At 72.0% G+C, this 26,786-nt stretch carries 24 protein-coding genes and 1 pseudogene; 15 read left to right on the plus strand and 10 right to left on the minus strand.

Annotated elements, in window-relative coordinates:
- The first annotated feature begins 16 nt into the window (after positions 1 to 16).
- From JK361_RS09635 to JK361_RS09650, 4 genes are read left to right on the plus strand one after another with little or no spacing between them, the layout of a single operon-like run.
- Positions 17 to 982, plus strand: a complete 966-nt coding sequence (locus JK361_RS09635; RefSeq protein WP_201815296.1) for a metal ABC transporter substrate-binding protein — start codon at positions 17 to 19, stop codon at positions 980 to 982.
- A gap of 17 nt (positions 983 to 999) precedes the next feature.
- Entirely contained in the window at positions 1,000 to 1,770 is a 771-nt protein-coding gene (locus JK361_RS09640) for a metal ABC transporter ATP-binding protein (protein ID WP_201815297.1), read from the plus strand.
- On the plus strand, positions 1,770 to 2,669 hold the full coding sequence (locus JK361_RS09645; RefSeq protein ID WP_201815298.1) for a metal ABC transporter permease: 900 nt from the start codon (positions 1,770 to 1,772) through the stop codon (positions 2,667 to 2,669). The genes JK361_RS09640 and JK361_RS09645 overlap by 1 nt, the downstream gene beginning before the upstream one ends.
- Positions 2,670 to 2,727: 58 nt before the next feature.
- A complete protein-coding gene (locus tag JK361_RS09650) occupies positions 2,728 to 3,144 on the plus strand; it encodes a Fur family transcriptional regulator (RefSeq protein ID WP_201815299.1) in 417 nt (138 codons plus the stop codon).
- Positions 3,145 to 3,836: 692 nt separating this feature from the next.
- Here JK361_RS09650 and JK361_RS09655 read toward each other — a convergent pair.
- From JK361_RS09655 to JK361_RS09670, 4 genes are read right to left on the minus strand one after another with little or no spacing between them, the layout of a single operon-like run.
- A complete protein-coding gene (locus JK361_RS09655) occupies positions 3,837 to 5,162 on the minus strand; it encodes a histidine-type phosphatase (RefSeq protein ID WP_201815300.1) in 1,326 nt (441 codons plus the stop codon).
- A gap of 40 nt (positions 5,163 to 5,202) precedes the next feature.
- On the minus strand, positions 5,203 to 6,051 hold the full coding sequence (locus tag JK361_RS09660) for an isoprenyl transferase (protein ID WP_201815301.1): 849 nt from the start codon (positions 6,049 to 6,051) through the stop codon (positions 5,203 to 5,205).
- Between the two features lie 26 nt (positions 6,052 to 6,077).
- Complete coding sequence (gene recO / locus JK361_RS09665; protein WP_067006481.1) at positions 6,078 to 6,824, minus strand: DNA repair protein RecO; 747 nt, start codon at positions 6,822 to 6,824, stop codon at positions 6,078 to 6,080.
- Between the two features lie 30 nt (positions 6,825 to 6,854).
- Positions 6,855 to 7,070 (minus strand): hypothetical protein, encoded by a 216-nt coding sequence (locus tag JK361_RS09670; protein ID WP_201815302.1) that lies wholly within the window; start codon positions 7,068 to 7,070, stop codon positions 6,855 to 6,857.
- A gap of 689 nt (positions 7,071 to 7,759) precedes the next feature.
- On the opposite strand from JK361_RS09670, the gene JK361_RS09675 reads away from it, so the two are divergent.
- From JK361_RS09675 to JK361_RS09695, 5 genes are read left to right on the plus strand one after another with little or no spacing between them, the layout of a single operon-like run.
- The gene (locus tag JK361_RS09675; RefSeq protein ID WP_201815303.1) at positions 7,760 to 9,382 is read left to right on the plus strand and encodes an ABC transporter substrate-binding protein; all 1,623 of its coding nucleotides are present in this window, start codon (positions 7,760 to 7,762) and stop codon (positions 9,380 to 9,382) included.
- Positions 9,383 to 9,386: 4 nt separating this feature from the next.
- Positions 9,387 to 10,343: an ABC transporter permease gene (locus tag JK361_RS09680; protein ID WP_201815304.1), complete on the plus strand. Its 957-nt coding sequence runs from the start codon at positions 9,387 to 9,389 to the stop codon at positions 10,341 to 10,343.
- A complete protein-coding gene (locus JK361_RS09685; protein WP_201815305.1) occupies positions 10,343 to 12,319 on the plus strand; it encodes a dipeptide/oligopeptide/nickel ABC transporter permease/ATP-binding protein in 1,977 nt (658 codons plus the stop codon). The genes JK361_RS09680 and JK361_RS09685 overlap by 1 nt, the downstream gene beginning before the upstream one ends.
- Positions 12,316 to 13,320: an oligopeptide/dipeptide ABC transporter ATP-binding protein gene (locus JK361_RS09690; RefSeq protein ID WP_201815306.1), complete on the plus strand. Its 1,005-nt coding sequence runs from the start codon at positions 12,316 to 12,318 to the stop codon at positions 13,318 to 13,320. The genes JK361_RS09685 and JK361_RS09690 overlap by 4 nt, the downstream gene beginning before the upstream one ends.
- On the plus strand, positions 13,321 to 14,268 hold the full coding sequence (locus tag JK361_RS09695) for a dihydrodipicolinate synthase family protein (RefSeq protein WP_201815307.1): 948 nt from the start codon (positions 13,321 to 13,323) through the stop codon (positions 14,266 to 14,268). It abuts the gene before it with no gap.
- A 189-nt stretch (positions 14,269 to 14,457) separates the two neighbouring features.
- On the opposite strand, the gene JK361_RS09700 is transcribed toward JK361_RS09695, so the two are convergent.
- The 4 genes from JK361_RS09700 to leuA all read right to left on the minus strand — a co-directional run bounded on the left by JK361_RS09700 (position 14,458) and on the right by leuA (position 19,014).
- On the minus strand, positions 14,458 to 14,703 hold the full coding sequence (locus JK361_RS09700) for a hypothetical protein (RefSeq protein WP_184960103.1): 246 nt from the start codon (positions 14,701 to 14,703) through the stop codon (positions 14,458 to 14,460).
- A gap of 308 nt (positions 14,704 to 15,011) precedes the next feature.
- A complete protein-coding gene (locus tag JK361_RS09705; RefSeq protein WP_201815308.1) occupies positions 15,012 to 16,274 on the minus strand; it encodes a sialidase family protein in 1,263 nt (420 codons plus the stop codon).
- A gap of 137 nt (positions 16,275 to 16,411) precedes the next feature.
- A complete protein-coding gene (locus JK361_RS09710; RefSeq protein WP_201815309.1) occupies positions 16,412 to 17,107 on the minus strand; it encodes a TerB family tellurite resistance protein in 696 nt (231 codons plus the stop codon).
- A gap of 185 nt (positions 17,108 to 17,292) precedes the next feature.
- Positions 17,293 to 19,014, minus strand: a complete 1,722-nt coding sequence (gene leuA, locus JK361_RS09715; protein ID WP_201815310.1) for a 2-isopropylmalate synthase — start codon at positions 19,012 to 19,014, stop codon at positions 17,293 to 17,295.
- A 334-nt stretch (positions 19,015 to 19,348) separates the two neighbouring features.
- Here leuA and JK361_RS09720 point away from each other — a divergent pair, with 334 nt between their 5' ends.
- The 4 genes and pseudogenes from JK361_RS09720 to JK361_RS09735 all read left to right on the plus strand — a co-directional run.
- Entirely contained in the window at positions 19,349 to 20,419 is a 1,071-nt protein-coding gene (locus JK361_RS09720; RefSeq protein WP_201815311.1) for a M4 family metallopeptidase, read from the plus strand.
- Positions 20,420 to 20,441: 22 nt separating this feature from the next.
- Positions 20,442 to 20,708: a protealysin inhibitor emfourin gene (locus JK361_RS09725; protein ID WP_201815312.1), complete on the plus strand. Its 267-nt coding sequence runs from the start codon at positions 20,442 to 20,444 to the stop codon at positions 20,706 to 20,708.
- A 57-nt stretch (positions 20,709 to 20,765) separates the two neighbouring features.
- Positions 20,766 to 22,079 (plus strand): GH1 family beta-glucosidase, encoded by a 1,314-nt coding sequence (locus JK361_RS09730; RefSeq protein ID WP_201815313.1) that lies wholly within the window; start codon positions 20,766 to 20,768, stop codon positions 22,077 to 22,079.
- Between the two features lie 110 nt (positions 22,080 to 22,189).
- Positions 22,190 to 22,726: pseudogene (locus JK361_RS09735) on the plus strand (MmyB family transcriptional regulator); the annotation flags it as partial.
- A gap of 270 nt (positions 22,727 to 22,996) precedes the next feature.
- Here the strand turns inward: JK361_RS09735 and era are convergent.
- Complete coding sequence (era, locus tag JK361_RS09740) at positions 22,997 to 23,950, minus strand: GTPase Era (RefSeq protein WP_201815315.1); 954 nt, start codon at positions 23,948 to 23,950, stop codon at positions 22,997 to 22,999.
- Positions 23,951 to 24,124: 174 nt separating this feature from the next.
- Between era and JK361_RS09745 the strand changes: the two genes are divergently transcribed.
- Positions 24,125 to 25,441, plus strand: coding sequence for an ammonium transporter (locus JK361_RS09745; RefSeq protein WP_201815316.1), 1,317 nt, complete (start codon positions 24,125 to 24,127; stop codon positions 25,439 to 25,441).
- Positions 25,438 to 25,776, plus strand: coding sequence for a P-II family nitrogen regulator (locus tag JK361_RS09750; RefSeq protein WP_201815317.1), 339 nt, complete (start codon positions 25,438 to 25,440; stop codon positions 25,774 to 25,776). The genes JK361_RS09745 and JK361_RS09750 overlap by 4 nt, the downstream gene beginning before the upstream one ends.
- On the opposite strand, the gene JK361_RS09755 is transcribed toward JK361_RS09750, so the two are convergent.
- A complete protein-coding gene (locus JK361_RS09755) occupies positions 25,670 to 26,686 on the minus strand; it encodes a WxL protein peptidoglycan domain-containing protein (RefSeq protein WP_201815318.1) in 1,017 nt (338 codons plus the stop codon). The genes JK361_RS09750 and JK361_RS09755 overlap by 107 nt on opposite strands.
- Positions 26,687 to 26,786: the final 100 nt, after the last annotated feature.

Below are 26,786 nucleotides of genomic sequence, written 5' to 3' on the forward strand. Positions count from 1 at the left end.
GTTGAAAATGACTGTCATGAACGTACGACGACGCCTCATACCGGCCGCCGCGGTCCTCGCGGTCACCGCACTCGGGATCGGCACACTCTCCGCCTGCTCCGGCGGCACGGCGGTCGCGGCCAACACGGCCAAGTTCGACGTCGTCGCGTCGTTCTACCCGATGGCCTTCCTCGCCGAGCGGATAGGCGGGGAGCACGTGAACGTCACCACCCTCACCTCCCCCGGCCAGGAACCGCACGACCTGGAGATCAGCCCCCGGCAGATCGCCTCCCTGGAGGAGTCCGACGCCGTCCTGTACCTGAAGGGCCTCCAGCCCTCCGTCGACGACGCGGTGGCCCAGTCCCCGGTCGACGTCAAGATCGACGCGGCCTCCCTGACCTCGCTGGAGGAGCACGGCACCGAGGTCGGCGGCCACGCGGCCGAGCACGACGACAGCCATGCCGGCGAGGACGAGGAGACGGGCAAGGACCCGCACATCTGGCTCGACCCGGTGCGCTACGCGCAGGTCGCCGAGGGAGTCGGCAAGGCCTTCGGGAAGGCCGACCCCGAGCACGCGGCCGACTACGCGAAGAACACCGCGGCCCTGGTGAAGCAGCTGACCGGGCTGAACACCGAGTTCGAGAACGGCCTCGCGGACGCGAAGAGCAAGGTCTTCATCACCACGCACGCCGCCTTCGGCTACCTCGCCGAGCGCTACGGCCTGACCGAGGAGGCCGTCGCCGGCCTCGACCCCGAGGCCGAGCCGAGCGCCGCCCGAATCCGGGACCTGGAGAACATGGCCAGGGCCGACGGCGTCACCACCGTCTTCTACGAAACCCTCGTGAGCGACAAGACCGCCAAGACCGTCGCGGGCGACGCGGGCCTGAAGACCGACGTCCTCGACCCGCTCGAGGGCATCACGGACCAGTCCCGCGGCAGGGACTACTTCGCCGTCCAGCGGGCCAACCTGAAGGCACTCCAGCAGGCCCTGGGCGCCAAGTGACCGGCACGGGAGAGAAGATGACCAGTGAACCCGTCGTAGCCCTGCGCGGGGTGACCGCCGAACTCGGCGCGCGACCCGTGCTGCGCGGTATCGATCTCACCGTCGGCCGCGGCGAGGTCGTCGCGCTGCTCGGCGCGAACGGCTCCGGCAAGTCCACGGCGATCCGCACGATCATCGGCCAGGTGCCGGCCAGCGGCGGCACGGTCGAGCTGTTCGGCACCCCGCGCCGGTCCTTCCGGGACTGGGCGCGCGTGGGCTACGTACCGCAGCGGACGACGGCCGCGGGCGGTGTCCCCGCGACGGTCGCCGAGATCGTCTCCTCGGGCCGCCTCTCGCGCACCCGCTTCGGCGTCTTCCGCAAGGCCGACCGGGAAGCGGTACGCCACGCCCTGGAGCTGGTCGGCCTGGCCGACCGCGCCAAGGACTCGGTGGCCGCCCTCTCCGGCGGCCAGCACCAGCGGGTGCTGATCGCCCGCGCGCTGGTCGCCGAGCCCGAACTGCTGATCATGGACGAGCCGATGGCGGGCGTCGACCTGGCCAGCCAGGAGGTGCTGGCGCGGACGCTGCGGCAGCAGGTCGAGGTGGGTACGACGGTCCTGCTCGTCCTGCACGAACTGGGCCCGCTGGAGCCCCTCATCGACCGGGCGGTCGTCCTGCGCGACGGCTGCGTCCTGCACGACGGGCCGCCCCCGCAGGCGGTCGGCCAGCACGCGCTGCCCGGCCACGACCACGTGCACCCGCACGCACCCGCGGGCGCCGAACCGATCCGCACGGGACTGCTGAGCTGATGGACTTCCTGAACTACGAATTCATGCAGCGGGCGCTCCTCGCGGCCGTCCTGGTCGGCATCACCGCGCCCGCGGTCGGCATCTACCTGGTCCAGCGCCGCCAGGCCCTGATGGGCGACGGCATCGGGCACGTGGCCATGACGGGCGTCGGCCTCGGCTTCCTGCTGTCCACGTCCCCCGTGTGGATGGCGACGGCCGTCTCCGTCCTCGGCACGGTCCTGATGGAGCTGATCCGCTGGTACGGCAGGACCCGCGGCGACATCGCCCTGGCCATGCTGTTCTACGGCGGCATGGCCGGCGGCGTGATGCTGATCAACGTGGCGGGCGGCTCCAGCGCGAACCTGGTCTCGTACCTGTTCGGCTCGCTGTCGACGGTGTCCCCGTCCGACGTGACCGCGATCTGCGTCCTGGCCGCCTTCGTCCTGCTGGTCACGCTGGGACTGCGCCGCCAGCTGTTCGCGGTCAGCCAGGACGAGGAGTTCGCGCGGGTCACCGGGCTGCCGGTGCGCGCGCTGAACCTGCTGACGGCTGTCACCGCGGCCGTGACCGTGACGGTCGCCATGCGGGTCGTCGGCCTGCTGCTGGTGTCCGCGCTGATGGTCGTGCCCGTGGCGGCGGCCCAGCAGCTCACCCGCAGCTTCACCGTCACCTTCGTGATCGCCGTGGCGATCGGCGTGGCCGTGACCGTCAGCGGCACGATCACGTCCTTCTACCAGGACGTGCCCCCCGGCGCGACCATCGTCCTGCTGACCATCGCCGCGTTCATGGCACTGACCGCGCTGGCCGCCCCGCTGGCCCGGCGGCGCGCCCGCGCGGCGGCCGCGGCCCAGCCCGCCGGAGACCCGGCGGAGTGCTCAATTCCGGCCGCGCGGGGGGCCGGGGAGGAAGCTGGCGTCTGACCGCGGACTGCCCGGACTGGCACAATGGCCCGGCAGACGCCAGACGTGAGGAGGAACGGTGACGACCGCTGGACCGCCCGTGAAGGGCCGCGCGACCCGCCAGCGTGCAGCCGTGGCGGCGGCCCTGGACGAGGTCGACGAGTTCCGCAGCGCGCAGGAACTGCACGACATGCTCAAGCACAAGGGCGACTCCGTCGGCCTGACCACGGTCTACCGCACCCTCCAGTCCCTCGCCGAGGCCGGCGAGGTCGACGTCCTGCGCACGTCCGACGGCGAGTCCGTCTACCGCCGCTGCTCGACCGGCGAACACCACCACCACCTGGTCTGCCGCACCTGCGGCAAGGCGGTGGAGGTGGAGGGCCCGGCGGTGGAGAAGTGGGCCGAGGCCATCGCCGCGGAGCACGGTTACGTCAACGTGGCACACACGGTGGAGATCTTCGGCACGTGCGCGGACTGCGCTGCGAAGGCCGGCTGAACGGCAAAGACCGACTGGGGGTACGCGCCGCGGGGGTACGCGCCGCGGGGGTACGCGCCGTCGCCGGGTGCGGGTCCGTGCGTGGCTGATCGCGCAGTTCCCCGCGCCCCCAGGAGGTTGCAGCGCCGCCCGCTGTGCCGTGCCGGCGCCGGGTGCGGGTCCGTGCGTGGCCGATCGCGCAGTTCCCCGCGCCCCCAGGAGGTTGCAGCGCCGCCCGCTGTGCCGTGCCGGCGCCGGGTGCGGGTCCGTGCGTGGCCGATCGCGCAGTTCCCCGCGCCCCCAGGAGGTTGCAGCGCCGCCCGCTGTGCCGTGCCGGCGCCGGGTGCGGGTCCGTGGGTGGCCGATCGCGCAGTTCCCCGCGCCCCCAGGAGGTTGCAGCGCCGCCCGCTGTGCCGGGCCGTCGTCGCGGGGGACACGGCGTCTGTTGTGGCGTGCCGCCGCCGCTGCGGGCAGTCGTGCCGCTGGGGCGGCACGGGTGGGCGCAGCGGCACCCCGCCAACGCGGGCAAGCGCCCCCACCCGGTCACCACCGGGCCCGGGCCCCGGCCCGAGCCCCGGTGCCGACCACGGCCCCCGGCCCCTTGGCCCCCCAACCCCTTGCCCCCTCGGCCTCCCGGCCCCCGGCTCCCGGTTCCCGGCCCCTTGACCCCTCGGCCTCCCGGCCCCCGGCCCACCGGCCCCCCGACCCCCGGCTCAACCTCGGCCGAAGCAGTGCTCCAGTTCGTCCAGGTCGTAGAACGCGCTGCCCTTCGCGACGGGACGGCACCCCGCCTTGAAGGCCGTCTCCTTCTCGTTGTAGAGCATGCGGACCAGGTAGCGGTCGCCCTTGCGGAAGACGTCCCACTGGATGTTGGCGCCCAGGGGAGCGACGGAGGCGCCCCGCCACGGGTTGTCGGCGTACGTGTACGCCTCCCCCGGCGTCGCCGCCTTCGTGCTGCCCGGCAGCCCCATCAGCGCGGCCAGCGGAATGATCTCCTCGGCGTGGGTGAACCGCAGCTCCGCCCCGAGTCCGCCGGCACCGTCCCGCTTGGCCTCGACCTGCTTGAAGAAGTCGTCCAGGAGGACGCCGGCCATCTTGTACGTGATGTCGCTGCCGGAGAAGCCGGGCCCCTTCTCGTAGAAGTCCTCGGCGTCGGACAGGTAGCCGAACCAGGCCGCGTCCGTGCGGGAGATGTAGCGCTCCATGCCCCAGCCCCTGCCGTCCGGGCTCTCCTCGCTCATCGCCGGGGCGATGGCGTACAGGTTGTAGACGGCCTGGGCGGCGCCCACCTGGTCGTCGATCCGCTCGACGAAGGACTCCTCGAAGAGCCTCCGCAGGACGCTCCGGGCGGCCTTCCGGGTCCTGGCCTGGCCGGTGATGCCCGTCAGGGTGTCCTTGAGGCGCTGGTCGTTCTCGATGTACTCACGGTAGGCGGCCCCGCCCGCCGCCTTGTGGAAGTACAGCAGGTCCTTGTCGGTGCGACCCGGCCCGATCAGCGGCTTCAGCGCGGGCTCGGCGGCGGCGAGGCCGCCGGCGAACTCGGTGCCGCTGTCCACGGCCCGGCCCTGCCCGGAGCTGACGACGTCGATCTTCTCCCCGTCGTCGGCGATCTTCGCGAACAGCGACGGCAGCCGCCGCTCCATGCGCACGGCGGCCTCCGCCAGCTCCTGTCGGCCACGCCCGCTGAGGTTGCCGTAGCCGACCTTCTCCATGGCGGCCTGAAGAGCACGCACCGTCGGCCCGAACTCCTCGCCCCTGCGGGTGAGTCGCCCCTGCGCCGCGGCCTTGTCCCACAGCGCGAGGACCAGGTCCCCGTCCTCGCCGTCGGTGGCCGCCCGGGACCCGTGCCGGGAGACGTTCTCGGTGAAGACGGGAACGAAACCGGCCGGGGCCTTCTGGTAGCCGCGCGGATTCTGCGCGGGGGCGTACGGCGCCTTGGTGCCGTAGGTCTCGCGGTGCGCGAGGCCGTCGGCGGCGTGCGCGGGCAGCGCGGTGAGCAGCAGGGCGCCGAGGGCGAGGACAGGGGTGAGACGTCTCATGAGTCCCGCATCCTCGACGGCCCGCGTGAACCCGTGGTGGCTACGAGGTGGACTCGCCCTTCATGGCGGCTTCCATGGCGATCAGTTCCTCGTTCGGGACGGCTCCGCCGAAGCGCCGGTCCCGGGAGGCGTACTCCATGCAGGCCCGCCACAGGTCACGGCGGTCGAAGTCGGGCCACAGCACGTCCTGGAAGACCATCTCGGCGTACGCGCTCTGCCAGAGCAGGTAGTTGGAGGTGCGCTGCTCCCCGCTGGGGCGCAGGAAGAGGTCGACGTCCGGCATGTCCGGGTAGTACAGGTACTTCTGGATGGTCTTCTCGGACACCTTGGACGGCTCGAGCCGGCCGGCCTTCACGTCCTCGGCCATCCGCTGCGCCGCGTCGGCGATCTCGGCGCGCCCGCCGTAGTTCATGCAGAAGTACAGGGTGAGCAGGTCGTTGCCCTTGGTCTGCTCCTGGGCGATCTGCAGCTCCTTGGCGACCGACTTCCACAACTTGGGCATGCGCCCCACCCAGCGCACCCGGATCCCCAGCTCGTCGAGCTGGTCCCGCGTCTTGCGGATGAAGTCGCGGTTGAAGTTCATCAGGAAGCGGACCTCGTCGGGCGACCGCTTCCAGTTCTCGGTGGAGAAGGCGTACAGGGAGATGCTGCGCACACCGATCTCGATCGAGCCCTGGAGCACGTCCAGCACCCGCTCGGCACCGACCTTGTGCCCCTCCGTGCGCGGCAGACCGCGCTCCTTCGCCCATCGCCCGTTGCCGTCCATGACGATCGCGACGTGGTTCGGCACCAGCTCGCCCGGGAGCTTGGGCGCGCGGGCACCGGACGGGTGCGGCTCCGGCGCCTTGTACTCGCGCCGCCGGCGCCCCAGGATCCCGCGTACGACCATCTGCTTCTCGTCTCCTCGACCGTGAACTACTTCTCTACGTACCGGAGGGAGCGCAGCCCGCGCTCCAGATGCCAGTGCAGGTAGGCCGACACCAGCCCGCTGCCCTCGCGGACGTAGCGCGCCTCGCACGCGTCCGCCGTCTCCCAGTCTCCCGTAAGCAGCGCCCCCAGCAGCACCAGGGTCTGGGGGGACGGTACGACGCTGCCGGGCACCCGGCAGTCGACGCAGACGGAGCCGCCGGAGGCGACCGAGAAGAACCGGTTCGGGCCGGGCATCCCGCATCTCGCGCAGTCGCCGAAACTGGGCGCGTACCCGTTGACGGCCAGGGAGCGCAGCAGGAAGGCGTCGAGGACGAGATGCGGCGCGTGCTCGCCCCTGGCGAGCGTCCGCAGCGCGCCGACCAGCAGCAGGTACTGCTGCACGGCCGGCTCGCCCTCGTGATCGGTGAACCGCTCGGCGGTCTCCAGCATGGCCGTCCCGGCGGTGTACCGCGCGTAGTCGGTGACGATGCCGCCGCCGTAGGGAGCGATCGTCTCGCTCTGCGTGCACAGCGGCAGCCCGCGCCCGACCAGCTCGCTCCCCCGCGCGAAGAACTGCACGTCGACGTGGGAGAAGGGCTCCAGCCGGGCCCCGAACTTCGACTTGGTGCGCCGCACCCCGCGCGCCACCGCCCGTACCCGCCCGTGACCGCGCGTGAGCAACGTGATGATCCGGTCCGCCTCACCCAGCTTCTGGGTGCGCAGCACGATGCCGTCGTCGCGGAACAGACTCATGGCACCATTCTCGCCCATGCCGGGGAACGGCTAGAGCGCCTCCCCGCGACTGCGGGCGTTGGCGTACGCGGTCGCCGCGCTCAGTCGTTCGGCCGGGGTGGCGCTGCGCAGCGCACCCGGCTCGGCGTCCCACTCCCGCCCGCCGCCGTACGGTCTCAGCTGCACGTACGGCCCCTCGTGCCCCATGACGATGCCGACCTTGCCGGTACGGGTGTCCATCACATGGCTGCCGACGGGAGGATTCACCGCGTCACCCCCGTCGGCGCGGCCGTGGACCGACGAGCACGCACACCGCCACAGCACCCCGATTCCCCTAACTCCCCGAGCGAGGACGACACCTCCGCCACAACACTCACCGGACCGATCCCCGGTGAAGGAAGAACGACTCCGGCCATTTCCAGCTCCGACCGCAATTCCTTCAACATTCCCTCCGCCTCTTCGACACACAGCGCCGCCCGGACGCCACGTCGCGCCTCCACGGTGCTCCCCTCCTCATCCGCTTTTCACGCTTCGTACACCCAGAGTCACACTCCGCGTCTACACTCAACACCCCCCTCATCAATGGCTGATTGGCAGATCTGCACCACAGCCCTGTCCCGAGAGCCCCGAATCCCCCCAGGTCAGGACGCCGGAGGCACGCCGAAGGCCGACGCAGACCCACCAATCAAAGCCTCCCGCCCCCGGCCCCACCGGCCGACCCGCCAGCCGCCAAACCCACCCGGCGTCCATGCGAGACGCGACCGCGCCCCCTCCCGACGACGCGAACGCGCACCGCCGTCGCCGCACCGCCTCTGCCGGCTGGGCCATTCGTGTGCGTCGTCTTGACCGTCCCCACAGCCCCTCCTATGGTCGCGCTACCGACCGGACGTAGGACGTAGGACGTCGTATCTCACCTCCACCTCCCACCCCTCCCTCACCCACCTGCTGGAGGATCCGTGCGCGACGACGTGAATCCCGACGTACCGGCACCGCGCCGCCGGTCGTTCCTGAAGGGCGCCGGAGCGCTGGGCGCGGGCGCGCTGCTGGCGGGCTGCTCCACCGGGCCGGAGTCGACCAACGACACCGGCGACGGGGGCAGCGGCAAGGACCGGACGCTGACCGCCGTCATCGGCTACGGCAACGACGGCAGCTGGGACCCGACCCAGACCGCGTCGGCGTTCGCGATGGCCGCCAACAACCACGTCTACGAGGGGCTGCTGGACACCGACCCGATCACCCGGGCGCCCTACCCGGCGCTCGGCACCGAGGTGCCGAAGGACGCGAACGCCACCACCTGGCGGTTCGCCCTCCGCCCGGGCGCCGTCTTCCACGACGGCAAGCCCGTCACCGCCGACGACGTCGTGTTCGTCTTCGACCGGATCCTGGACCCGAAGACGCAGACCCTCGCCAAGGGTTTCTTCGCCCCCTGGCTGGACTCCGTGCGGAAGGTGGACGCGCACACCGTCGAGCTGGTGCTCAAGTTCCCCTTCCCCGACGGGCTCTCCCGGCTCACCCTCGCCAAGATCATGCCGAAGCACGTCTTCTCCGCGCCCGGCGCCTGGGACGACGCGATCAAGGGGCTGGCGGTGGGCTCGGGGCCGTACCGGCAGACCGCGCACCATCCGAAGTCGAACACCACCTTCGAGGCGTTCGCCGGTTACAACGGGCCCCGCAAGCCGGCCTTCAGACGCATGAACTGGCTGACCATCGTGGACGCGGCCCCGCGCGTCGCGAAGATCTCCGGGACCGGTGCCGGCGCACAGATCGCCGACAACATCCCCTACGCCAACATCGCGCGGCTGGAGCGGGGCGGACTGGAGGTGGCCGGCGGCGCCGGGATGAACAACCTCTTCCTGATGTTCAACACCCGGCACAAGCCCTTCGACGACGTCCGGGTGCGGCAGGCCCTGCACTACGCCATCGACACGGAGAAGATGGTGCAGGTCGCGCTGAAGGGGCACGGGAAGCCCGCGTCCTCGTTCCTCGACGAGGGCAATCCGAGCCACCGGCGGGCCAAAACCGTCTACGGCCACGACCCCGCCAAGGCCAGGGCGCTGCTGAAGGCCGCCGGGGTGAGCGACCTGGAGATCGACATCCTCGCGGTCAACGTCAGCTGGATCGTGGACTGCCTGCCGACCATCAAGTCCTCCTGGGACGCGATCGGCGTGCGGACCACGCTGTCGCCGCAGGAGACCACGGCCGTGTTCACCAAGATGGACCAGAAGCAGGACTACCAGGTGGTGGCGGCGGCCTCCAACCCCAACCAGTTCGGGCTCGACGCGGACCTGATCATGCACTACAACTACGGGCCCGAGAACCTGTGGATGCAGTACACGCGGTGGGCCGGCGACCCGGTGGCCAGGCAGCTCTTCAAGGACATGGACCGGGCGACCCGGGAGCCGGATCCCGCGCGGAAGAGGACGATGGTCCAGGACTACATCGACGTCGTCGCGGAACAGGCCGTGCTCTACCCGGTCGTCCACAACGAGCTGATGACCGCCTGGGACGCGCGCGCGCTCAGCGGGATAAGGGCCCAGCCGTACCCCGGTGTCAACCTCCTCCAGGCCAAGTGGGTCTGACGGCATGACGACCGTCGCACGGATCCTGCTCCGCCGGATCGCCCTGCTCGTGCCGCTGCTCCTCGGCATCGTGCTGTTCGTGTTCCTGGTGATGCGGTTCTCGGACGTCGATCCGGCGTCCGCGTTCTTCCAGGGTGCCAATCCGACACCGCAGCAGTTGCACGACTTCCGGGAGCGCAACGGGCTGCTGGACCCGCTGCCCGTGCGGTACGTCCACTTCCTCGGCGATCTGCTCCACGGCGACCTCGGCATCAGCGCCCTGACCCGCGCCCCGGTGGTCGACCAGGTCACCACCGCCCTGCCGCTCACCCTCCAGCTGACCTTCCTCGGCCTCGCCGTCGCGGTCGTGCTGGCACTGGCCGGCGGGGTGACGGCGGCGGTGTACCGGGACCGGCTGCCGGACCAGGTCATCCGGGTCGTCTCACTGGTCGGGGTCGCCGCGCCGGGGTTCTGGCTGGCGCTGCTGATGATCCAGTACCTGGCGGTGGACCGGGGCTGGTTCCCGACCGGCGGCTACATCAACCCCGCCGACTCCGTCACCGGCTGGCTGAAGACCATGGCCCTGCCCGCCTTCGCCCTGTCCCTGCCGGTCGCCGCCCAGCTGACCCGGATCGTCAGGACCTCCGTGGTGGAGGAGCTGGACAAGGACTACGTCCGTACGGCCATCGGGAGCGGCCTGCCGCCCCGGGTCGTCGTCGGGCGGAACGTGCTGCGCAACGCCCTGGTCAATCCGCTGACCGTGCTCGGCCTGCGGGTCGGCTATCTGCTCGGCGGCGCCGTCGTGATCGAGACGATCTTCTCGCTGCCCGGCATGGGCAAGCTGATGATCGACGCCGTGAAGAACGGCGATCCGGCCGTCGTCCAAGGGGTCGCCTTGACCACGGCCACCGGGTTCGTCGTCGTCAACCTCGTCATCGACATCCTGTATCTGCTGGTCAACCCACGACTGAGGTCGGGCTGATGGTCACACGCGCGCGTCTCGCCGAGCGGCTGCCCGGGCCCGGCGTCCGGCTGCGCGGCCGGCGCCGGCTGCCGCTGCCGTCGAAGGCCGCCGTCTGCTTCCTGGCCCTGGTCGTCCTGGTCGCCGTCCTGGCGCCGGTCCTGGCGCCGGACGACCCGCTCGACCAGCAGGACCCGGCCGACGGGACCGGGGCACCGTCCGCCGCCCACTGGATGGGGCAGGACAGCCTGGGCCGGGACATCCTGAGCCGGCTGATGTACGGCGCCCGGTGGTCGCTGGCGATCGGGCTGGGCGCGACCACGCTCGCGCTCGTCGTCGGCGCCGTCCTGGGGGCGCTCGCCGCCACCTCCCGCAAGGCGGTCGACGAGACGCTGATGCGCTGCCTGGACGTGGTGATGGCGTTCCCGGGGATCGCGCTCGCGGCCGTGCTGGTCGCCGTGTTCGGCGGCGGGATCGGCGTGCTGATCTGCGCCATCGCCTTCCTGTTCACGCCCCCGGTGGCCCGGGTCGTGCGGGCCAACGTGCTGGACCAGTACGGCGAGGACTACGTCACGGCGGAACGGGTGATCGGCGCCCGTACACCGCACATCGTGCTGCGGCACGTGGCCGTCAACTGCGCCGCCCCGGTGCTGGTGTTCTGCACGGTCCAGGTCGCCGAGGCCATCGTCTTCGAGGCGTCGCTGTCCTTCATCGGCGCGGGCGTGCGGCCGCCGGACCCCTCCTGGGGCAGTGTCATCGCCGACGGCAAGAACATGGTGCTGACGGGCGGCTGGTGGGCGACCGTGTTCCCCGGGCTGCTGATCCTGCTCACCGTGCTGTCGCTGAACGTCCTCTCCGAGGGCGTGTCGGACGCGTGGGCGGCGCCCGCCCCGCGGGAGGTGCGGGCTCCGGAGGACCGGCTGGAGACGCCCGAACCCGGCACCGGTGAGGTGCTCCCGCTGCCCGGCCTGACCGAGGCCGCCCGGCGGCTGCGTGCCCGGGCCCGGCCGCTGCCCGACCGGGACGGGCAGCCGGTGCTCGCCGTGGAGAACCTCACCATCGGCTTCCCGGACCGGCACCGGGGTGTGGACATCGTGGCCGGGGTCGGCTTCGAGGTGTACCCGGGTGAAGTGCTCGGCCTGGTGGGCGAGTCCGGCTGCGGCAAGTCGCTGACCGCGCTCGCGGTCATGGGCCTGGCCCCGAAGGACGCCCGGACCGGCGGTCAGGTGCGGTTCCGGCAGCGGGATCTGCTGGCCGAGCCGATGCGGGTGCGGCGGCGGCTGCTCGGCCACGAGATGGCCATGGTCTACCAGGACGCCCTCTCCTCGCTGAACCCGGCCATGACCATCCGCGCCCAGCTGAAGCAGCTCGTCCGGCGCGGTGGCCGCCGCGGACCGCGGGAGCTGATGTCGCTGGTCGGGCTGGATCCGGAGCGCACCCTGCGCAGCTACCCGCACGAGCTGTCCGGCGGGCAGCGCCAGCGCGTGCTCATCGCGATGGCCCTGTCCCGCGACCCGAAGCTGATCGTCGCCGACGAGCCGACCACCGCGCTGGACGTCACCGTGCAGGCACAGGTCATGGAGCTGCTGCTCCGGCTGCGGGAGGAGCTGGGCTTCGCACTGATCCTGGTCTCGCACGACCTGGCGCTGGTCGCCGACATCACCGACCGGGTGGTGGTGATGTACGGCGGGCAGATCGTGGAGACCGGGGTGACCGCGGACCTGGTGGCGGCACCGGCCCACCACTACACGCGCGGTCTGCTCGGCAGCGTGCTGTCGCTGGAGTCGTCCGCGGAGCGGATGACGCAGATCAAGGGCGTCGTGCCGTCCCCCGCCGACTTCCCGGCGGGCTGCCGGTTCGCCGACCGCTGCCCGCTGGCCACCGAGGTGTGCCACACGACCGCCCCGGTCCTCGCGGGCACCCCGGCGCACACGGCCGCCTGCCACCACCCGGCGGTGGAACCCACGTCCGCGCAGAGCGAGGAGGCCCTTCAGTGACCGCTGTCGTGGAGGTGCGGGACGCGCACGTCGTGCACAAGGCGCGCAGCGGCGGCCTGTTCCGCCGGGACCGGGTGTACGCCCTGACCGGCGCCGGGCTCCGCGTCGGCGCCGGGGAGACGGTCGGCGTGGTCGGCGAGTCGGGGTGCGGGAAGTCGACGCTGGCACGGGTCCTGGTGGGCATCCAGCGGCCGGTCTCGGGGACGGTGTCCTTCGGGGGCAGGGATCTGTGGGCGATGCCGCCGGCCGAGCGCCGGGCCGCGGTGGGCGCGGGCACCGGCATGATCTTCCAGGACCCGTCGACCGCCCTGAACCGGCGGCTGCCGGTCCGCCGTGTCCTGCGCGACCCGCTGGACGTGCACCGGCGCGGCACCCGGGCCGAACGGGAGGACCGGGTGAAGGAGTTGATGGCCCTGGTCGGCCTGCCCCGGGCACTCGCCGACGCCCTGCCCGGGCAGCTCTCCGGCGGGCAGCGGCAGCGGGTGGCCATCGCCCGCGCGCTCGCCCTGGACCCGGCGCTGGTCGTCGCCGACGAGCCGACCAGCGCCCTGGACGTCTCGGTCCGGGCGCAGATCCTCAACCTGCTGCTCGATCTGAAGGAACGCCTCGGCCTCGCCCTGGTGTTCGTCTCGCACGACATCCAGACCGTACGGCGGATGAGCGACCGGGTGATCACCATGTACCTCGGCCGGATCGTGGAGGAGACCCCGGCCGGCCGGGTCACCGACGCCGCCCGGCACCCCTACACCCGCGCCCTGTTCTCGGCCACGCCCGGCCTGCTGGACGCGGTCGACCCGATCCCGCTGACCGGGCCGGTGCCCTCGGCGACCCGGCCGCCGAGCGGCTGCCCGTTCCGCACCCGCTGCTGGAAGGCCGACGAGGTGTGCGCCCGGGTGATGCCGGACTTCTCGGCCGCGTCGCAGCCCGGACACCGCTACCGTTGTCACCATCCTGTGGAGGAGGACACGTCGACCCGAGACCTAGCTCGCCAGGAGCCCTGAATGACCTTCCCCGCCCCCCTCACCGGTGTCGTCCCGCCCGTCTGCACGCCGCTGACGCCGGAGCGCGAGGTGGACGTGCCCTCGCTGCTGCGCCTGGTGGACTTCCTGGTGGAGGCCGGGGTGCACGGGCTGTTCCTGCTCGGCTCGACCTCGGAGGCGGCCTTCCTGACGGACGGGCAGCGCAGGCGGGTGGTGGAGGCCGTCACCGCGCACCTGGGCGGTCAGCTGCCGGTGCTGGCGGGTGCCATCGACATGACCACCCCGCGGGTCCTGGAGCACGTCTCGGCGGTCACCGCGGCCGGCGCGCGGGCCGTCGTCGTCACGGCCCCCTTCTACGCCCGCACGCATCCCTCGGAGATCGTCCACCACTACCGCCGGATCGCCGCCGCCAGCCCGGTCCCCGTGATCGCCTACGACATTCCCGTCGCCGTGCACACCAAGCTCCCCGCCGATCTGGTGCTGGGTCTCGCCGGGGACGGCGTGCTGGCCGGGATCAAGGACTCCAGCGGGGATCTGGCGGCCTTCCGGGAGATCGTCACGGGTGCCCGTGCGCACCCCGGGTTCAGCGTGCTGACCGGCTCCGAGCTGTTCGCCGACTCCGCGCTGGCGCTGGGGGCCGACGGGGCGGTGCCGGGTCTGGCCAACGTCGACCCGCACGGCTACGTGCGCCTGTACCGCCAGTGCCGGGCGGGCGACTGGGAGGGCGCGCGGGCGGAACAGGACCGGCTGTGCGCCCTGTTCGGGATCGTCGGCGCCGGTGCTCCGGCGCGGATGGGCGGCAGCTCGGCGGCGCTCGGCGCGTTCAAGGCGGCGCTGCACCTGCGCGGCGTCATCGACTGCCCGGTGACCGCCGAGCCGCAGGTGCCGCTGTCCGGCGAGGAGGTCGAGCGGGTCGGCAAGTTCCTGGCCGCGGCCGGGCTGCTCGGCGTCGGCACCCACCGGCGCTGAAGCCACCCACCGGCGGTCACCTGCGCCGGAGCCGCTCCGTCGGCGACGGCCACGCGCCGGAAGGCCCCGGACCGGTGAGGGTCCGGGGCCTTCCGCATCCACTCCGAGACGAACGCAAGCTGCCACAACAGCTGGACGGGCGCTACGGCACGGGTGCCGAGACCCGGTTCCGTGCGTTACGCGGCGCGGCTACCAGCCGTGACCGCATTCGCTACCGATGTCGGTGAACTGCGCGCCCGGGCTGCCCTCGCCGTTCAGCAGGTTTCCGCCCAGGCCGTTGAGGATGCCGACCTCGCCGAGGATGTCGATGTTCATGTCGTGGGACTTGCACCCACCGCCGCCGCCACCTGCCGCGGCAGTGGCGGGGCCGACGCCCATGAGGCTCACGCCACCGATGAGGACGGCCGCCACAGCGGCCTTGCGAAGTTTGCGCATGTCTCCTCCTTGAGTCGGGTGTGGGAGCGCATCGTCAAAAGATCCAATAAGCGCTCATCTCGGAGGCTAGATCGACATCTCCCACCGCGCTCACCGGGGGACCCATCCGAGGGTGGCCCCGGCCTCGAACCGTCCTGGTGGCCTCTTTTCCGGGGCCGAGCGGCACCGACGAGGGCCCCGTCACTCCAACTCCCCCGCCCGCTCACCGACGTCGACGGCGTACGACGGTCACGGGGCTCCCCGGCGTGCCATGGTGCGCGGGCCCCCGCCGCGGGCAGCGGCTCGGGGACGGGGACGTCCCACGCCGTTCAGGCAGTGGGAGGGCGGTGCCGGGGCCCGCGGGCCCAGCGTGATCCGAACGAGAGGCCCTGGCGCAGACGGATTCTGCGGAACTCCAGGGTCTCGTACGGTCCGTGGTCGCCGGTCTCGCAGAGGACACCGATCGTGTCGTGGGGGAGCTGGACGAGGTCGGAGTAGGCGGCCGGACGGGCGGTGAGAGTGCCGAGCGCGGTGAAGGTGCGGCCGGCGTCCGTGCTGGACCAGAGGGCCAGGGCGCGGCGGGCGGTCGGCACGGAGGGCGCGGAGAACAGCAGGGGTGCGCCAGGGCCGTGGGGCTGCAGGACGCTGCCCTGGACGACGGGGACGGCGTTCAGGGCGGGCTGGACGGCGTAGGGGCGGTCCAGAGTGCGGCCGCCGTCGCTGGAGTAGGTGTCGAGGCGGTTGCCGGGGGCGGTGCCGTTCTGGTCGCGGGAGCCGAAGTAGATGCGGCCGTCGGGGAGCTGGGCGGCACTGGTCTCGTTGGCGTTGGTCACCCCGTCGTACCCGGCGTCCACGAAACCGAGGTGCCAGTTGCGGCCGCCGTCGTCGCTGTAGAGGGCGTGGCCGCCGTAGTACCTGGCCTCCTGCCCGGTGTCGGAGGATCCCGCGGGCGGGGCGGCGGAGTGGTTGGCGGGGATCAGCAGGCGGCCGGAGTGCGGACCCCGGGTGAGCGCGACCGCGTGGCCGGGTCCGGTGGCGTACCAGCGCCAGCCCGGCCGGGTCACCTCGGCCGTGATGTCCTGGGGGGCCGTGAAGCGCCGGCCGTCGTCCCAGCTGCGCTGCACGAACACCCGGCGGCCCCGCCCCGGTGCGGCCTCGCCGCGCATGATCTGCGCCTCGGTGACGGCTCCGTCGTTGCCGCAGGTCACCAGGACGACGGCGCCGGTGCGGGGGTCGACGACGGGCGCCGGGTTGCCGCGGGTGTGTCCCCGCCCGGCGGTCACCACGGTCAGCGGGCCCCAGGTGCAGCCGTCGTCGGTGGAGCGGCGCAGGACGACGTCGATGTGCCCGGTGTCCCCGGCGCCGCCGCGCCGGCCCTCGGCGAAGGCCAGGACGGTGCCGTGCCGGGTCCGCACCACGGCCGGGATGCGGTAGACGGCGTAGCCGCCCTGTCCGGAGACGTACGGCAGGGAGGAGCCGCAGCCGCCGGGCGCGGCGCCGGGTGCGGCGTGCGCGGGCTGCCGCGCCGGGAGCGAGGTGAGCGAGGTGAGGAGCGCCAGGCTGGTGACCAGGGAGCGGCTGCGCGGATTCACGCCCTGATGCTCCCCACAATCCCGGGGTCGGCCTTACTCCGTCCGGGGGGAACCGCGGGCGTCCCGGCGCCGGGCGTCCCGGATCGCGGACGCCGCTGCGGGGGTGTCTTGTGTGCGGCGTCGCTTCCGCGGGGGTGTCAGGACGGTGTGCGGGCCGCCGCGAGCAGCCGGGTGACGTCGTCGGCGCAGATGGTGAGGGCCGCGCCGACGGTGGCGAGGGCGTCGCGTTCGGCGGGGGTGTAGGGGCCGTCGGCGAGGGCGATGCGGGCGGCCTGGAGGAGCAGGGCCTCCCGGCCGGCCGGGGCCAGGTGCGGGGCGAGCGGGTCCAGGGCCTCGTGCAGCTCTATGGTCAGCCCGGCCCCGCAGGGCTGCTCGAAGTACCGGCCGGTGTCGGCGGCCAGGGCCTCGACCAGGGCGGCCAGCTGGTCCTCGGTGCAGTCGGCGAAGCCGGACGCGCGGACCGTGGCGGCGGCCGTCTCCAGCGCCGTACGGGCCCCGGTGCCGCCGGCGGCGAGCACCGCGAGGGCGACGGTGTGCACGGCGTCGCGGAGCATCGCGGAGAAGCGGCGGGTGGTGGGGTGGTCGAGGACCTCGGTGCCGAAGTGGTGCCGGCAGGCCGCGCACTCGACGACCGGTCCGGTCACTCCGCGCGGCAGGACGGGCACGCCGAGGAGGGTGAGCCTGCGCCGGCCGGTGAGCCGCTGGTAGTTGCGGTCGCCGCCGCAGCCGGGGCAGAAGAACTCGCCGTCCCCGACGGGTGTCCAGGCGGTGCGGACGCCCAGGATGCGCACAGCCCTGGTGGCACGGCCGTCTCGTCCCCGTACTGGCAGCACGTCGCACCTCCGTAACCGCGCGGCAACATCGCCGCGCTGGCGTGATGTTAGCCACATCACCGAGGCGGAGTCAGTACCCCGTGGGAGACCTTTCCGTGACCTGAGGGGTGCGATGGCCGACAATCGACGCCGCCCCGGCCGCCGGGTACGGCGGTCGGGGCGGGGAAAGAGCCGGTGGGACGGGGTCAGCGGGCCGCGCGGTTGACGGCGGAGACGACCGCCTTCAGCGACGCACGCGTCGTGTTCGCGTCGATGCCGATACCCCACAGAACCTTGTCGCCGATCGCGCATTCGATGTAGGAGGCGGCCTGTGCGGAGGCGCCCTCGCTCATCGTGTGCTCCTGGTAGTCCAGCAGGCGTACGTCGACGCCGACGGACTGCAGGGCGTCGAAGAAGGCCGAGATCGGACCGTTGCCGGAGCCGGTCAGGACGGTGTCCTCGCCGTCGACGGTGGCCTCGACGGTCAGGGTGTCGACGCCGTCGGTGTCGGTCGTGGACTGGCCGGTCCTGACCTGGATGCGACCCCACGGGTTGCGGGGGTTCGGCAGGTACTCGTCCTGGAAGACGGCCCAGATGTCCTTCGGCGTGATCTCGCCGCCCTCGGCGTCGGTCTTCGCCTGGATGATCTTCGAGAACTCGATCTGCATCCGGCGCGGCAGGTCCAGCTTGTGGTCGTTCTTCAGGACGTAGGAGATGCCGCCCTTGCCGGACTGCGAGTTGACGCGGATGACGGCCTCGTAGGAGCGGCCGACGTCCTTCGGGTCGATCGGCAGGTACGGCACCGCCCACTCGATGTCGTCGACGGTGACGCCCTTGGCCCTGGCGTCGGCCTCCATGGCGTCGAAGCCCTTCTTGATGGCGTCCTGGTGGGAGCCGGAGAAGGACGTGTAGACCAGGTCGCCCACGTACGGGTGGCGCGGGTGGACCTCCATCTGGTTGCAGTACTCCCACGTACGACGGATCTCGTCGATGTCGGAGAAGTCGATCTGCGGGTCGACGCCCTGGGAGAAGAGGTTCATGCCCAGGGTGACCAGGTCGACGTTGCCGGTGCGCTCGCCCTGCCCGAACAGGCAGCCCTCGACGCGGTCGGCGCCGGCCATCAGCGCCAGCTCGGCGGCGGCCACGGCCGTGCCGCGGTCGTTGTGCGGGTGGACGGACAGGCAGACGTGCTCGCGGCGGGACAGGTTCCGGTGCATCCACTCGAAGCGGTCCGCGTGCGTGGACGGCGTCGAACGCTCCACGGTGGCGGGCAGGTTGAGGATGATCTCGCGGCCCGGGCCGGGCTGCCAGACGTCCATGACCGCCTCGCAGACCTCCAGGGCGAAGTCCAGCTCGGTGTCGGTGAAGATCTCCGGGGAGTACTGGTAGCCGAACTCGGTCTCGGGGCCCAGCAGTTTCTCGGCGTACTCGACCACCAGGCGGGTGCCGTCGACGGCGATCTGCTTGATGTCGTCCTTGGAGCCGCGGAACACCACGCGGCGGAACACGGGGGCCGTCGCGTTGTAGAGGTGGACGGTGGCCCGCTTGGCGCCCTTCAGGGACTCCACGGTCCGCTCGATCAGGTCCTCGCGGGCCTGGGTCAGCACGGAGATCGTGACGTCGTCCGGGATCGCGCCCTCTTCCTCGATGATCGAGCGCACGAAGTCGAAGTCGGTCTGGCCGGAGGCGGGGAAGCCGACCTCGATCTCCTTGTAGCCCATCTTGACCAGCTGGTCGAACATCCGGCGCTTGCGCTCGGGCGACATGGGGTCGATCAGGGCCTGGTTGCCGTCGCGCAGGTCGGTGGAGAGCCAGCGGGGCGCGGTGGTGATCCGCTTGCCGGGCCAGGTGCGGTCCGGGATGTCGACCTGGTCGTAGCGGCCATACTTGTGGATCGGCATGGGGCTGGGCTGCTGACGGTTCGCCATGATGCGTAAGGCTCCTCAGGGTGTCCGGAAAGGACGGCCGACGACGCAACGCCAAGCTCCGCGGGGAGGGAGTCGGCCTCGACTACAGGCCCTCGCCGCGGCAGCTAAGAAGAAGCAGCCAGGAACGCATGATGTTCCGCAGCCTAGCCGAGCCGTTCCGGGTGCGCGGGCCTGTCCCAGTATGCGGGACCGCATGGGCAAAAGGGACAAAAAGTGCGCTGTGCCACATGGCCGTACCACATCGTCACGGAGCGTCGCGCTCGGTGTCCGGGTATTTCACCAATCATGGTGGCAGGTAGTGACAGTTGCATCACACAGTGCGATGGTGCCGGACATGACGACCAACGGGGGCTTCGAGCCCGTCTTCTGCACGATCGTGCCGCCGCACGTCCTCGACAAGCTCGCCCGCCACGAGGACTCCGCGCTCTCCGGCCCGGCCCGCCGGTCCCTGGAGCACGACGCCTACCAGCGCACCAAGCGCCGCCTGACCACGGTGATCGGCGCGCCCTCCGTCGCCCCGCCCACCGGCGCCGCCGCCGACCGGCCGCACCGCACCATCTACGACGCCGGGCACGCCCAGGACCTGCCCGGCGCCAAGGTCCGCGAGGAGGGCTCCGAGCCCGGCTCCGACGCCACCGTCAACCGCGCCTACGCGGGCCTCGGCGCCACCTTCGACCTGTACCTGAAGGCGTACGGCCGGCACTCCATCGACGACGACGGGCTGCCGCTGGACGCCACGGTGCACTTCGGCGAGGGCTACGACAACGCCTTCTGGAACGGCGAGCAGATGGTGTTCGGCGACGGCGACAACGAGATCTTCCTCGACTTCACCATCCCGGTCGACGTCATCGGCCACGAGCTGACCCACGGCGTCACCCAGCACACCGCCAACCTGACCTACTTCGGCCAGCCCGGCGCGCTCAACGAGTCGCTCTCCGATGTCTTCGGCTCGCTGATCAAGCAGTACACGCTGGGCCAGACCGCCGCCGAGGCCGACTGGCTGATCGGTGCCGGGCTCCTCGCCCCGCGCGTCACCGGCACCGCCCTGCGCTCGATGAAGGCCCCGGGCACCGCGTACGACGACGACGCCCTCGGCAAGGACCCGCAGCCGGCGACGATGGAGGACTACGTCCGCACCGGCCGCGACAACGGCGGTGTGCACATCAACTCCGGCATCCCCAACCACGCCTTCTACCTGGCCGCCACCGCCCTCGGCGGCTACGCGTGGGAGAAGGCGGGCCAGATCTGGTACGACGTCCTGACCGGCGGCGACCTGAAGGAGAAGGCCCTCTTCGCCGACTTCGCCACGCTGACGGTGAAGGCGGCGCGGGAGCGGTACGGCGCCGGGGACGAACTCCAGGCCGTCCAGAAGGCCTGGGAACAGGTCGGGGTGCGGACTCTGTAATTCCGTACTACACATCGGACCCATGCGCATTCGAGTACGACGCACGGGTGGTTTCGCGGGCATCGAGCGCCGGGCCGAGGTGGACACCTCGGGCCGGCCGGACGCCCACGAGTGGCAGGCCCTGGCCGAACGCGTCCTCGCGTCCGGCCCGGGCACGCCTCCGGCGGGGGTGCCGGACGGCTTCAGCTACGAGATCACGGTGGACGGCCGCACGGTGTACGCGGCGGATCCCCGACTGACGCAGGCGCAGCGGGAGTTGGTGTCCCGGGTGCTGAAAGAGGGGGCGTGAGGGCCGTTTCGCGCCGGGGCGTTGACTTCTGTTACCGGGGGTACGGATGATCCGGCCATGGCGACTGACGCAGGCACTGCGATCCCTCGGTTCCCGGCCGGCTTCCTGTGGGGCGTGTCGACCTCGGCCCATCAGATCGAGGGGGCGGCCGAGGTGCGGGAGCCGTCCGTCTGGGACGTGTTCACGGCCGGGCCCGGCCGGGTGAAGGACGGCTCGACGGCGGCGGTGGCCTGCGACCACTACCACCGCTACCCCGAGGACGTGGCCCTCCTCGCCGGCCTCGGCGTGGACGCGTACCGCTTCTCGGTCTCCTGGCCCCGGGTCAACTCCCCCGGTGGCCTGGACTTCTACGACCGCCTCGTGGACGAGCTGTGCGCGGCGGGCGTACGCCCCGTCCCCACCCTCTTCCACTGGGACCTGCCCGCCTCGCTGGACTGGCTGGAACGGGACACGGCGGCCCGGTTCGCCGACTACGTGTCGGTCGTCGCCGCACGGCTCGGCGACCGGGTCGGCAAGTGGATCACGCTGAACGAGCCGGCGGAACACACACTGCTGGGGCACGCGATCGGCGCCCACGCCCCCGGCAGCCGGCTGCTCTTCGACGCCCTCCCGGTCGCCCACCACCAGCTCCTCGCCCACGGCCTCGCCGTACGGGCCCTGCGCGCGGCCGGCGCCACGGACATCGGCATCGCCAACTCCCACGGCCCCACCTGGCCCGCCTCCGGGAAACCGGCCGACGTGGAGGCGGCCGGCTTCTACGACCTCCTGCTCAACCGGCTGTTCGCCGAGCCGGTCATCCTCGGCGCCTACCCGGACGGCATGGGCGACCTGATGCCCGGGAACGTGCAGGAGGACCTCGCGGTCATCGCCGAGCCGGTCGACTTCTACGGCGTCAACTACTACGCGCCGTCCCTGGTGGGGGCTCCCGGCGGCGGCGACGGCGAGTACGGCGGGCTCGCGCTCCCCGCCGAACTCCCCTTCTCGCTGCGGGAGATCGAGGGCCGTCCGGTGACCGACTTCGGCTGGCCGGTGGTCCCGGAGGGGCTGACCGAACTGCTCACCGGGTTCCGCGACCGCTACGGCGACCGGCTCCCGCCCGTCGTCGTCACCGAGAACGGCTGCTCCTACGACGGCATCGACGACCAGGACCGCATCGCCTACCTGGACGCCCACATCCGGGCCCTGCACACGGCGGTCGAGGCCGGGGTCGACGTACGCGGCTACTTCGTGTGGTCCCTGATGGACAACTTCGAGTGGGCGGAGGGCTACGCCCGCCGGTTCGGCCTGGTGCACGTGGACTACGCGACGCTGGAGCGCACCCCCAAGTCCTCCTACCACTGGTTCCGGGAACTGCTGCGCGCGCAGCGGTGACCGGGCGGGCCGGGACCGTGCGCAGGGGGCGGAGCCGCGGGGCCCGCCGTAGCGTCACAGCGCTCCGGCGCCCTCGCCGTCCGGCACCCCGCGGAAGGACGCCGCGATGTGTACTGGACCGGCTGTACGACTCACCGGCGCAGGTGGTCACGGACTGCGGCACGGTGCTGGCGCAGAACGCGCTGGCCAAGGCCCTGGTCGGCGACGCGCTCGCCCGTCCGCCGCGCGAGCGGAACCTGACCCGGCGGTTCTTCCTCGACCCCGCGGCCCGTGCGCTGTTCCCGCCGGAGGACCTGCCGGCCCACGCCCGCAACCATGTCGTCACCCTCCGCGCGGTGGCGGCGGCACGCCCCGACGACCCGGAACCGGCCGCGCGGGTGGCCGAACTGCGCTCGTCCAGCGAGGAGTTCGCCCGGCTCTGGGACGCGCACGAGGTGCCCCTGCGCCGCCAGACGAGGAAACGCTTCGTGCACCCGGTGGTAGGCCTGCTGGAACTGGACTGCGAGGTCCTGCTGAGCCACGCGAACCACCACCACCTCATCCTCCACACGGCCCGCCCGGGCACGGAGTCCCACGACAGACTCCAGCTGCTGAGGGTGGTGGGCCTACAGGACATGACGCCCCGACCCACGAACCACCAGCACTGAGCCCCGACCCACCGAACCCGGAGCCGCCCCCTGGCAACGCCTCTCACCCCACCGAGCCGAGCCAACCCCCGCCGGCGAAGAATCCTCCCCCGACGGGACCCGGGACGAAGCCCCTACCGCCGAAGGGGTCCGGGGCGGAGCCCCGTGGCGGGGGTCTCACCCCACCGAGCCGAGCCCACCCCTGACCGACGACCTCACCCCTGACGGGGTCCGGGGCGGAGCCACGTGGCGGGGGCTCTTGATCCGGCGAGCCGGGTGGGTGGGCGAACGCTAGAAGCCCAGCTTGCGCAGCTGCTTGGGGTCGCGCTGCCAGTCCTTCGCCACCTTGACGTGCAGGTCCAGAAAGACCGGCGTACCCAGCAACGCCTCGATCTGCCGCCGGGACTTGATGCCGACGTCCTTCAGACGCTTGCCCTTGGGGCCGATGATGATCCCCTTTTGGCTGGGCCGCTCGATGTAGACGTTGGCGTGGATGTCCAGCAGCGGCTTGTCCGCCGGACGGTCCTCCCGCGGCAGCATCTCCTCCACGACCACCGCGATGGAGTGCGGCAGCTCGTCGCGGACACCCTCCAGCGCCGCCTCGCGGATGAGTTCCGCGATCATGACCTGCTCGGGCTCGTCCGTGAGGTCGCCCTCGGGGTAGAGGGCCGGGCCCTCGGGCAGCATCGGGATCAGCAGGTCCGCCAGCAGGTCGACCTGCCTGTTCGCGGTCGCCGACACCGGGACGATCTGCGCCCACTCGATGCCCAGCTCCTTGCCCAGCTGGTCGATCGCGATGAGCTGCTCGGCCAGGGCCTTGGAGTCGACGAGGTCGGTCTTCGTGACGATGGCGACCTTCGGGGACTTCTTGATCCCGGCCAGCTCCTTGGCGATGAAGCGGTCACCAGGACCGATCTTCTCGTTCGCCGGCAGGCAGAAGCCGATCACGTCGACCTCGGCCCACGTCGTGCGCACGACGTCGTTGAGCCGCTCGCCGAGCAGCGTGCGCGGCTTGTGCAGCCCCGGCGTGTCCACCAGGATCAGCTGGGCGTCCGGCCGGTGCACGATGCCCCGCACCGTGTGCCGGGTCGTCTGCGGCTGGTTGGCGGTGATCGCCACCTTCTGCCCGACCAGAGCGTTCGTGAGGGTGGACTTGCCCGCGTTGGGGCGGCCCACGAAGCAGGCGAAGCCGGCGCGGTGGACGGTCTCGGCCGGCTGCTCGGATGACGGGGTGCGAACGCTCATGGCGTTCATTGTCCCTGATCCAACACGCTGACCCGTACAGCCCCGGCACACGCCCCTCCGCGTGAGCTTCCGGAAACCGCCACGCAACGAAACGTCACGGAAACACACCCGTACGCGACCGGAAACCCACGCCGGTGACGCTCTGACGCAGCCCCCACACCGTTGGAGACGCCCGTGACCCTCGCCGCAGCACACGTCGACACCGGCGACACCGCCTGGCTGCTCGCCGCGACCGCCCTGGTCCTGCTCATGACGCCGGGCCTGGCCCTGTTCTACGGCGGCATGGTCCGCACGAAAAGCGTCCTCAACATGCTCATGATGAGCTTCGTGTCGATCGCCCTGGTCACGGTGGTGTGGCTGGCGGCCGGTTACTCCCTCGCCTTCGGGGACGACATCGGCGGCGGCCTGATCGGCGGGCTCGGAAACGCCGGCATGCGCGGCCTCGGCCCGGACAGCGTCCACGGCACGGTCCCCACCCTCCTCTTCGCCACCTTCCAGCTGACCTTCGCGGTCATCACGGCCGCGCTGATCAGCGGCGCGGTCGCCGACCGTACGAAATTCTCGGCGTGGCTGGTCCTCGTCCCCGTCTGGACGCTCCTGGTATACGTTCCGGTGACGCACTGGGTGTGGGGCCCGGGCGGCTGGATCGCCGACGGGCTCGGCGCGCTCGACTTCGCCGGCGGTCTGCCGGTCGAGATCACCTCCGGCGCCTCCGGTCTCGCCCTCTGCCTGGTCCTCGGCCCGCGGCTCGGCTTCAAGAAGGACGCCATGCGCCCGCACAACCTGCCCATGGTGGTCCTCGGCGCCGGTCTGCTCTGGTTCGGCTGGTTCGGCTTCAACGCGGGCTCCGCGCTCGGCGCGAACGGCCTGGCCGCCGCCGCGTTCCTCAACACCCTCGCCGCCGGCTGCACCGGTCTGCTCGGCTGGCTCTTCGTCGAGCAGAAGCGCGACGGCCACCCGACCACCCTGGGCGCCGTCTCCGGCGCGGTGGCCGGCCTGGTCGCGATCACCCCGTCCTGCGGCACGGTCTCCCTGCTCGGCGCCCTCGTCGTGGGCCTCGCCGCCGGTGTCGTCTGCTCGTACGCCGTGAGCTGGAAGTTCCGGCTGGACTACGACGACTCGCTGGACGTCGTCGGCGTCCACCTGGTCGGCGGGATCATCGGCACCGTGCTGATCGGCCTGTTCGCCCAGAAGGCGATGACCGGCGGCCCGGAGGGCCTGTTCTACGGCGGCGGGCTCGCCCCGCTCGGCAGGCAGCTGCTCGCCGTGGCGGTCGTGGCCGGGTACGCCTTCTCGGTGACGTACGGCCTGGGCAAGCTGCTCGACAAGGTGCTGGGCCTGCGGGCGAGCGAGGAGCAGGAGCACACCGGCCTGGACCTTACGGTGCACGCCGAGACGGCATACGATCACGGCGTCCTGGGCCACGGTGCCCCCGTCTCCCACTCCGTCCTCACCGCAGCCAGCACGCAGAAGGTCGACAGCCAGGCATGAAGCTCATCACCGCGATCGTCAAGCCGTACCGTCTGGACGAGGTCAAGACCGCCTTGCAGGAGCTGGGGGTGCACGGTCTGACCGTGACCGAGGCGAGCGGCTACGGCCGCCAGCACGGCCACACCGAGGTCTACCGGGGTGCCGAGTACCGGGTGGACCTGGTGCCGAAGGTGCGCATCGAGGTCGTGGTGGAGGACGCCGTGGCGGACGACGTGATCGACGCGATCGTCAGGGCCGCGCGGACGGGGAAGATCGGGGACGGGAAGGTGTGGGCCGTTCCCGTGGAGACGGTCGTGCGGGTGCGGACCGGCGAGCGCGGACCCGACGCGCTCTGACCAGCAGCGCCCCGGTCAGCACACCGGTGGCGAACACCAGCGCCACCAGCAGCCAGGGCAGCGCGAGGAAGGACGCGCCGGCCGACTGGCGGGTGCCCGGCGCGCTCGCGGTGAGCGTCACGTCCCCCCGGTCGAACTGGGGTGCGCCGCGCCAGGTCTCGGTGAGCCGTACCCGCTGTCCCGGCAGCAGCTCGGCGGGCACGCGGGTGAGGTCCCGGTCGAGCAGCGTACGGCCGAACAGTCCGCGCGCCTTCAGTTCCACCCTGGGGCTGAGGGTGACGTTGCCGGTGTTGCGCAGGGTGTAGGAGACGGTCGCCGTGCTGTCGCCGAGGCCCGGGACCAGCGGCTGGTGATGGCTGATCCGCACGTGCCCGACGGAGAGCGCGGGCAGGGTGGGTCCGCCGACCCGCAGATAGACGCGGGCGCCGACGGCCCGCTGCACCCCGAGGGCGAGCTTGCCGCTGCCGGGGTCCACCCGTTCGTCGAGGGCGACGACGGCCCCCGGGTGGTCGCCGGGCCGGGCCCCGTCGGGGACGTGCAGGCTGAAGGGCACGGTGACGGTCCTGTGGGCCGGCACGGTGATCCGGGACTTGGCGGGCTTCGCCCAGGCGCCCACCCCGCTCATGCGTTCCCGGACGGTCCGCACGGCGAAACCGCCGTCCCGGGCGGTGTTGTAGGCGTCGGCCGCGTACAGCCGGAAGGTGAGGGGCCGGCCGGTCTTGTTCTGGACGGCGACCTTGTCGGTGAGGGTCTGGCCGGGCTCGGCGGAGAAGGTGAAGTAGGGCCGCGCGGCGATCTTCGAGGCGACCGGGTAGACGGACCAGCTGCCGTTGTCGGCGGCGTGGGCGGGGCCGGCCGGCAGACCGAGGAGGCAGAGCAGGCTCAGGAGGAGGACGTACGGCTTGCGCATGGGTGCGGACCCCCCATGGGCTAGGACGGCGGTGGCGGTCGGGCGGGTGCGGCCCGGTCGTACGGCGGGGCGCCCGGCCACCGGTATCGGTGTGCGGTCG

The sequence above is a fragment of the Streptomyces musisoli genome (assembly GCF_016741855.1).
Lineage (GTDB): Bacteria > Actinomycetota > Actinomycetes > Streptomycetales > Streptomycetaceae > Streptomyces > Streptomyces musisoli.

What these genes read in the sequence shown, in the direction of transcription:
- JK361_RS09755 (WP_201815318.1), bottom strand. Translation starts at nt 26,686, where the DNA reads ATGCGCAAGCCGTACGTCCTCCTCCTGAGCCTGCTCTGCCTCCTCGGT.
- JK361_RS09645 (WP_201815298.1), top strand. Translation starts at nt 1,770, where the DNA reads ATGGACTTCCTGAACTACGAATTCATGCAGCGGGCGCTCCTCGCGGCC.
- JK361_RS09700 (WP_184960103.1), bottom strand. Translation starts at nt 14,703, where the DNA reads ATGCGCAAACTTCGCAAGGCCGCTGTGGCGGCCGTCCTCATCGGTGGC.
- JK361_RS09695 (WP_201815307.1), top strand. Translation starts at nt 13,321, where the DNA reads ATGACCTTCCCCGCCCCCCTCACCGGTGTCGTCCCGCCCGTCTGCACG.
- JK361_RS09635 (WP_201815296.1), top strand. Translation starts at nt 17, where the DNA reads ATGAACGTACGACGACGCCTCATACCGGCCGCCGCGGTCCTCGCGGTC.
- JK361_RS09720 (WP_201815311.1), top strand. Translation starts at nt 19,349, where the DNA reads ATGACGACCAACGGGGGCTTCGAGCCCGTCTTCTGCACGATCGTGCCG.
- JK361_RS09685 (WP_201815305.1), top strand. Translation starts at nt 10,343, where the DNA reads ATGGTCACACGCGCGCGTCTCGCCGAGCGGCTGCCCGGGCCCGGCGTC.
- JK361_RS09655 (WP_201815300.1), bottom strand. Translation starts at nt 5,162, where the DNA reads ATGAGACGTCTCACCCCTGTCCTCGCCCTCGGCGCCCTGCTGCTCACC.
- leuA (WP_201815310.1), bottom strand. Translation starts at nt 19,014, where the DNA reads ATGGCGAACCGTCAGCAGCCCAGCCCCATGCCGATCCACAAGTATGGC.
- recO (WP_067006481.1), bottom strand. Translation starts at nt 6,824, where the DNA reads ATGAGTCTGTTCCGCGACGACGGCATCGTGCTGCGCACCCAGAAGCTG.
- era (WP_201815315.1), bottom strand. Translation starts at nt 23,950, where the DNA reads ATGAGCGTTCGCACCCCGTCATCCGAGCAGCCGGCCGAGACCGTCCAC.
- JK361_RS09640 (WP_201815297.1), top strand. Translation starts at nt 1,000, where the DNA reads ATGACCAGTGAACCCGTCGTAGCCCTGCGCGGGGTGACCGCCGAACTC.
- JK361_RS09680 (WP_201815304.1), top strand. Translation starts at nt 9,387, where the DNA reads ATGACGACCGTCGCACGGATCCTGCTCCGCCGGATCGCCCTGCTCGTG.
- JK361_RS09750 (WP_201815317.1), top strand. Translation starts at nt 25,438, where the DNA reads ATGAAGCTCATCACCGCGATCGTCAAGCCGTACCGTCTGGACGAGGTC.
- JK361_RS09725 (WP_201815312.1), top strand. Translation starts at nt 20,442, where the DNA reads ATGCGCATTCGAGTACGACGCACGGGTGGTTTCGCGGGCATCGAGCGC.
- JK361_RS09730 (WP_201815313.1), top strand. Translation starts at nt 20,766, where the DNA reads ATGGCGACTGACGCAGGCACTGCGATCCCTCGGTTCCCGGCCGGCTTC.
- JK361_RS09660 (WP_201815301.1), bottom strand. Translation starts at nt 6,051, where the DNA reads ATGGTCGTACGCGGGATCCTGGGGCGCCGGCGGCGCGAGTACAAGGCG.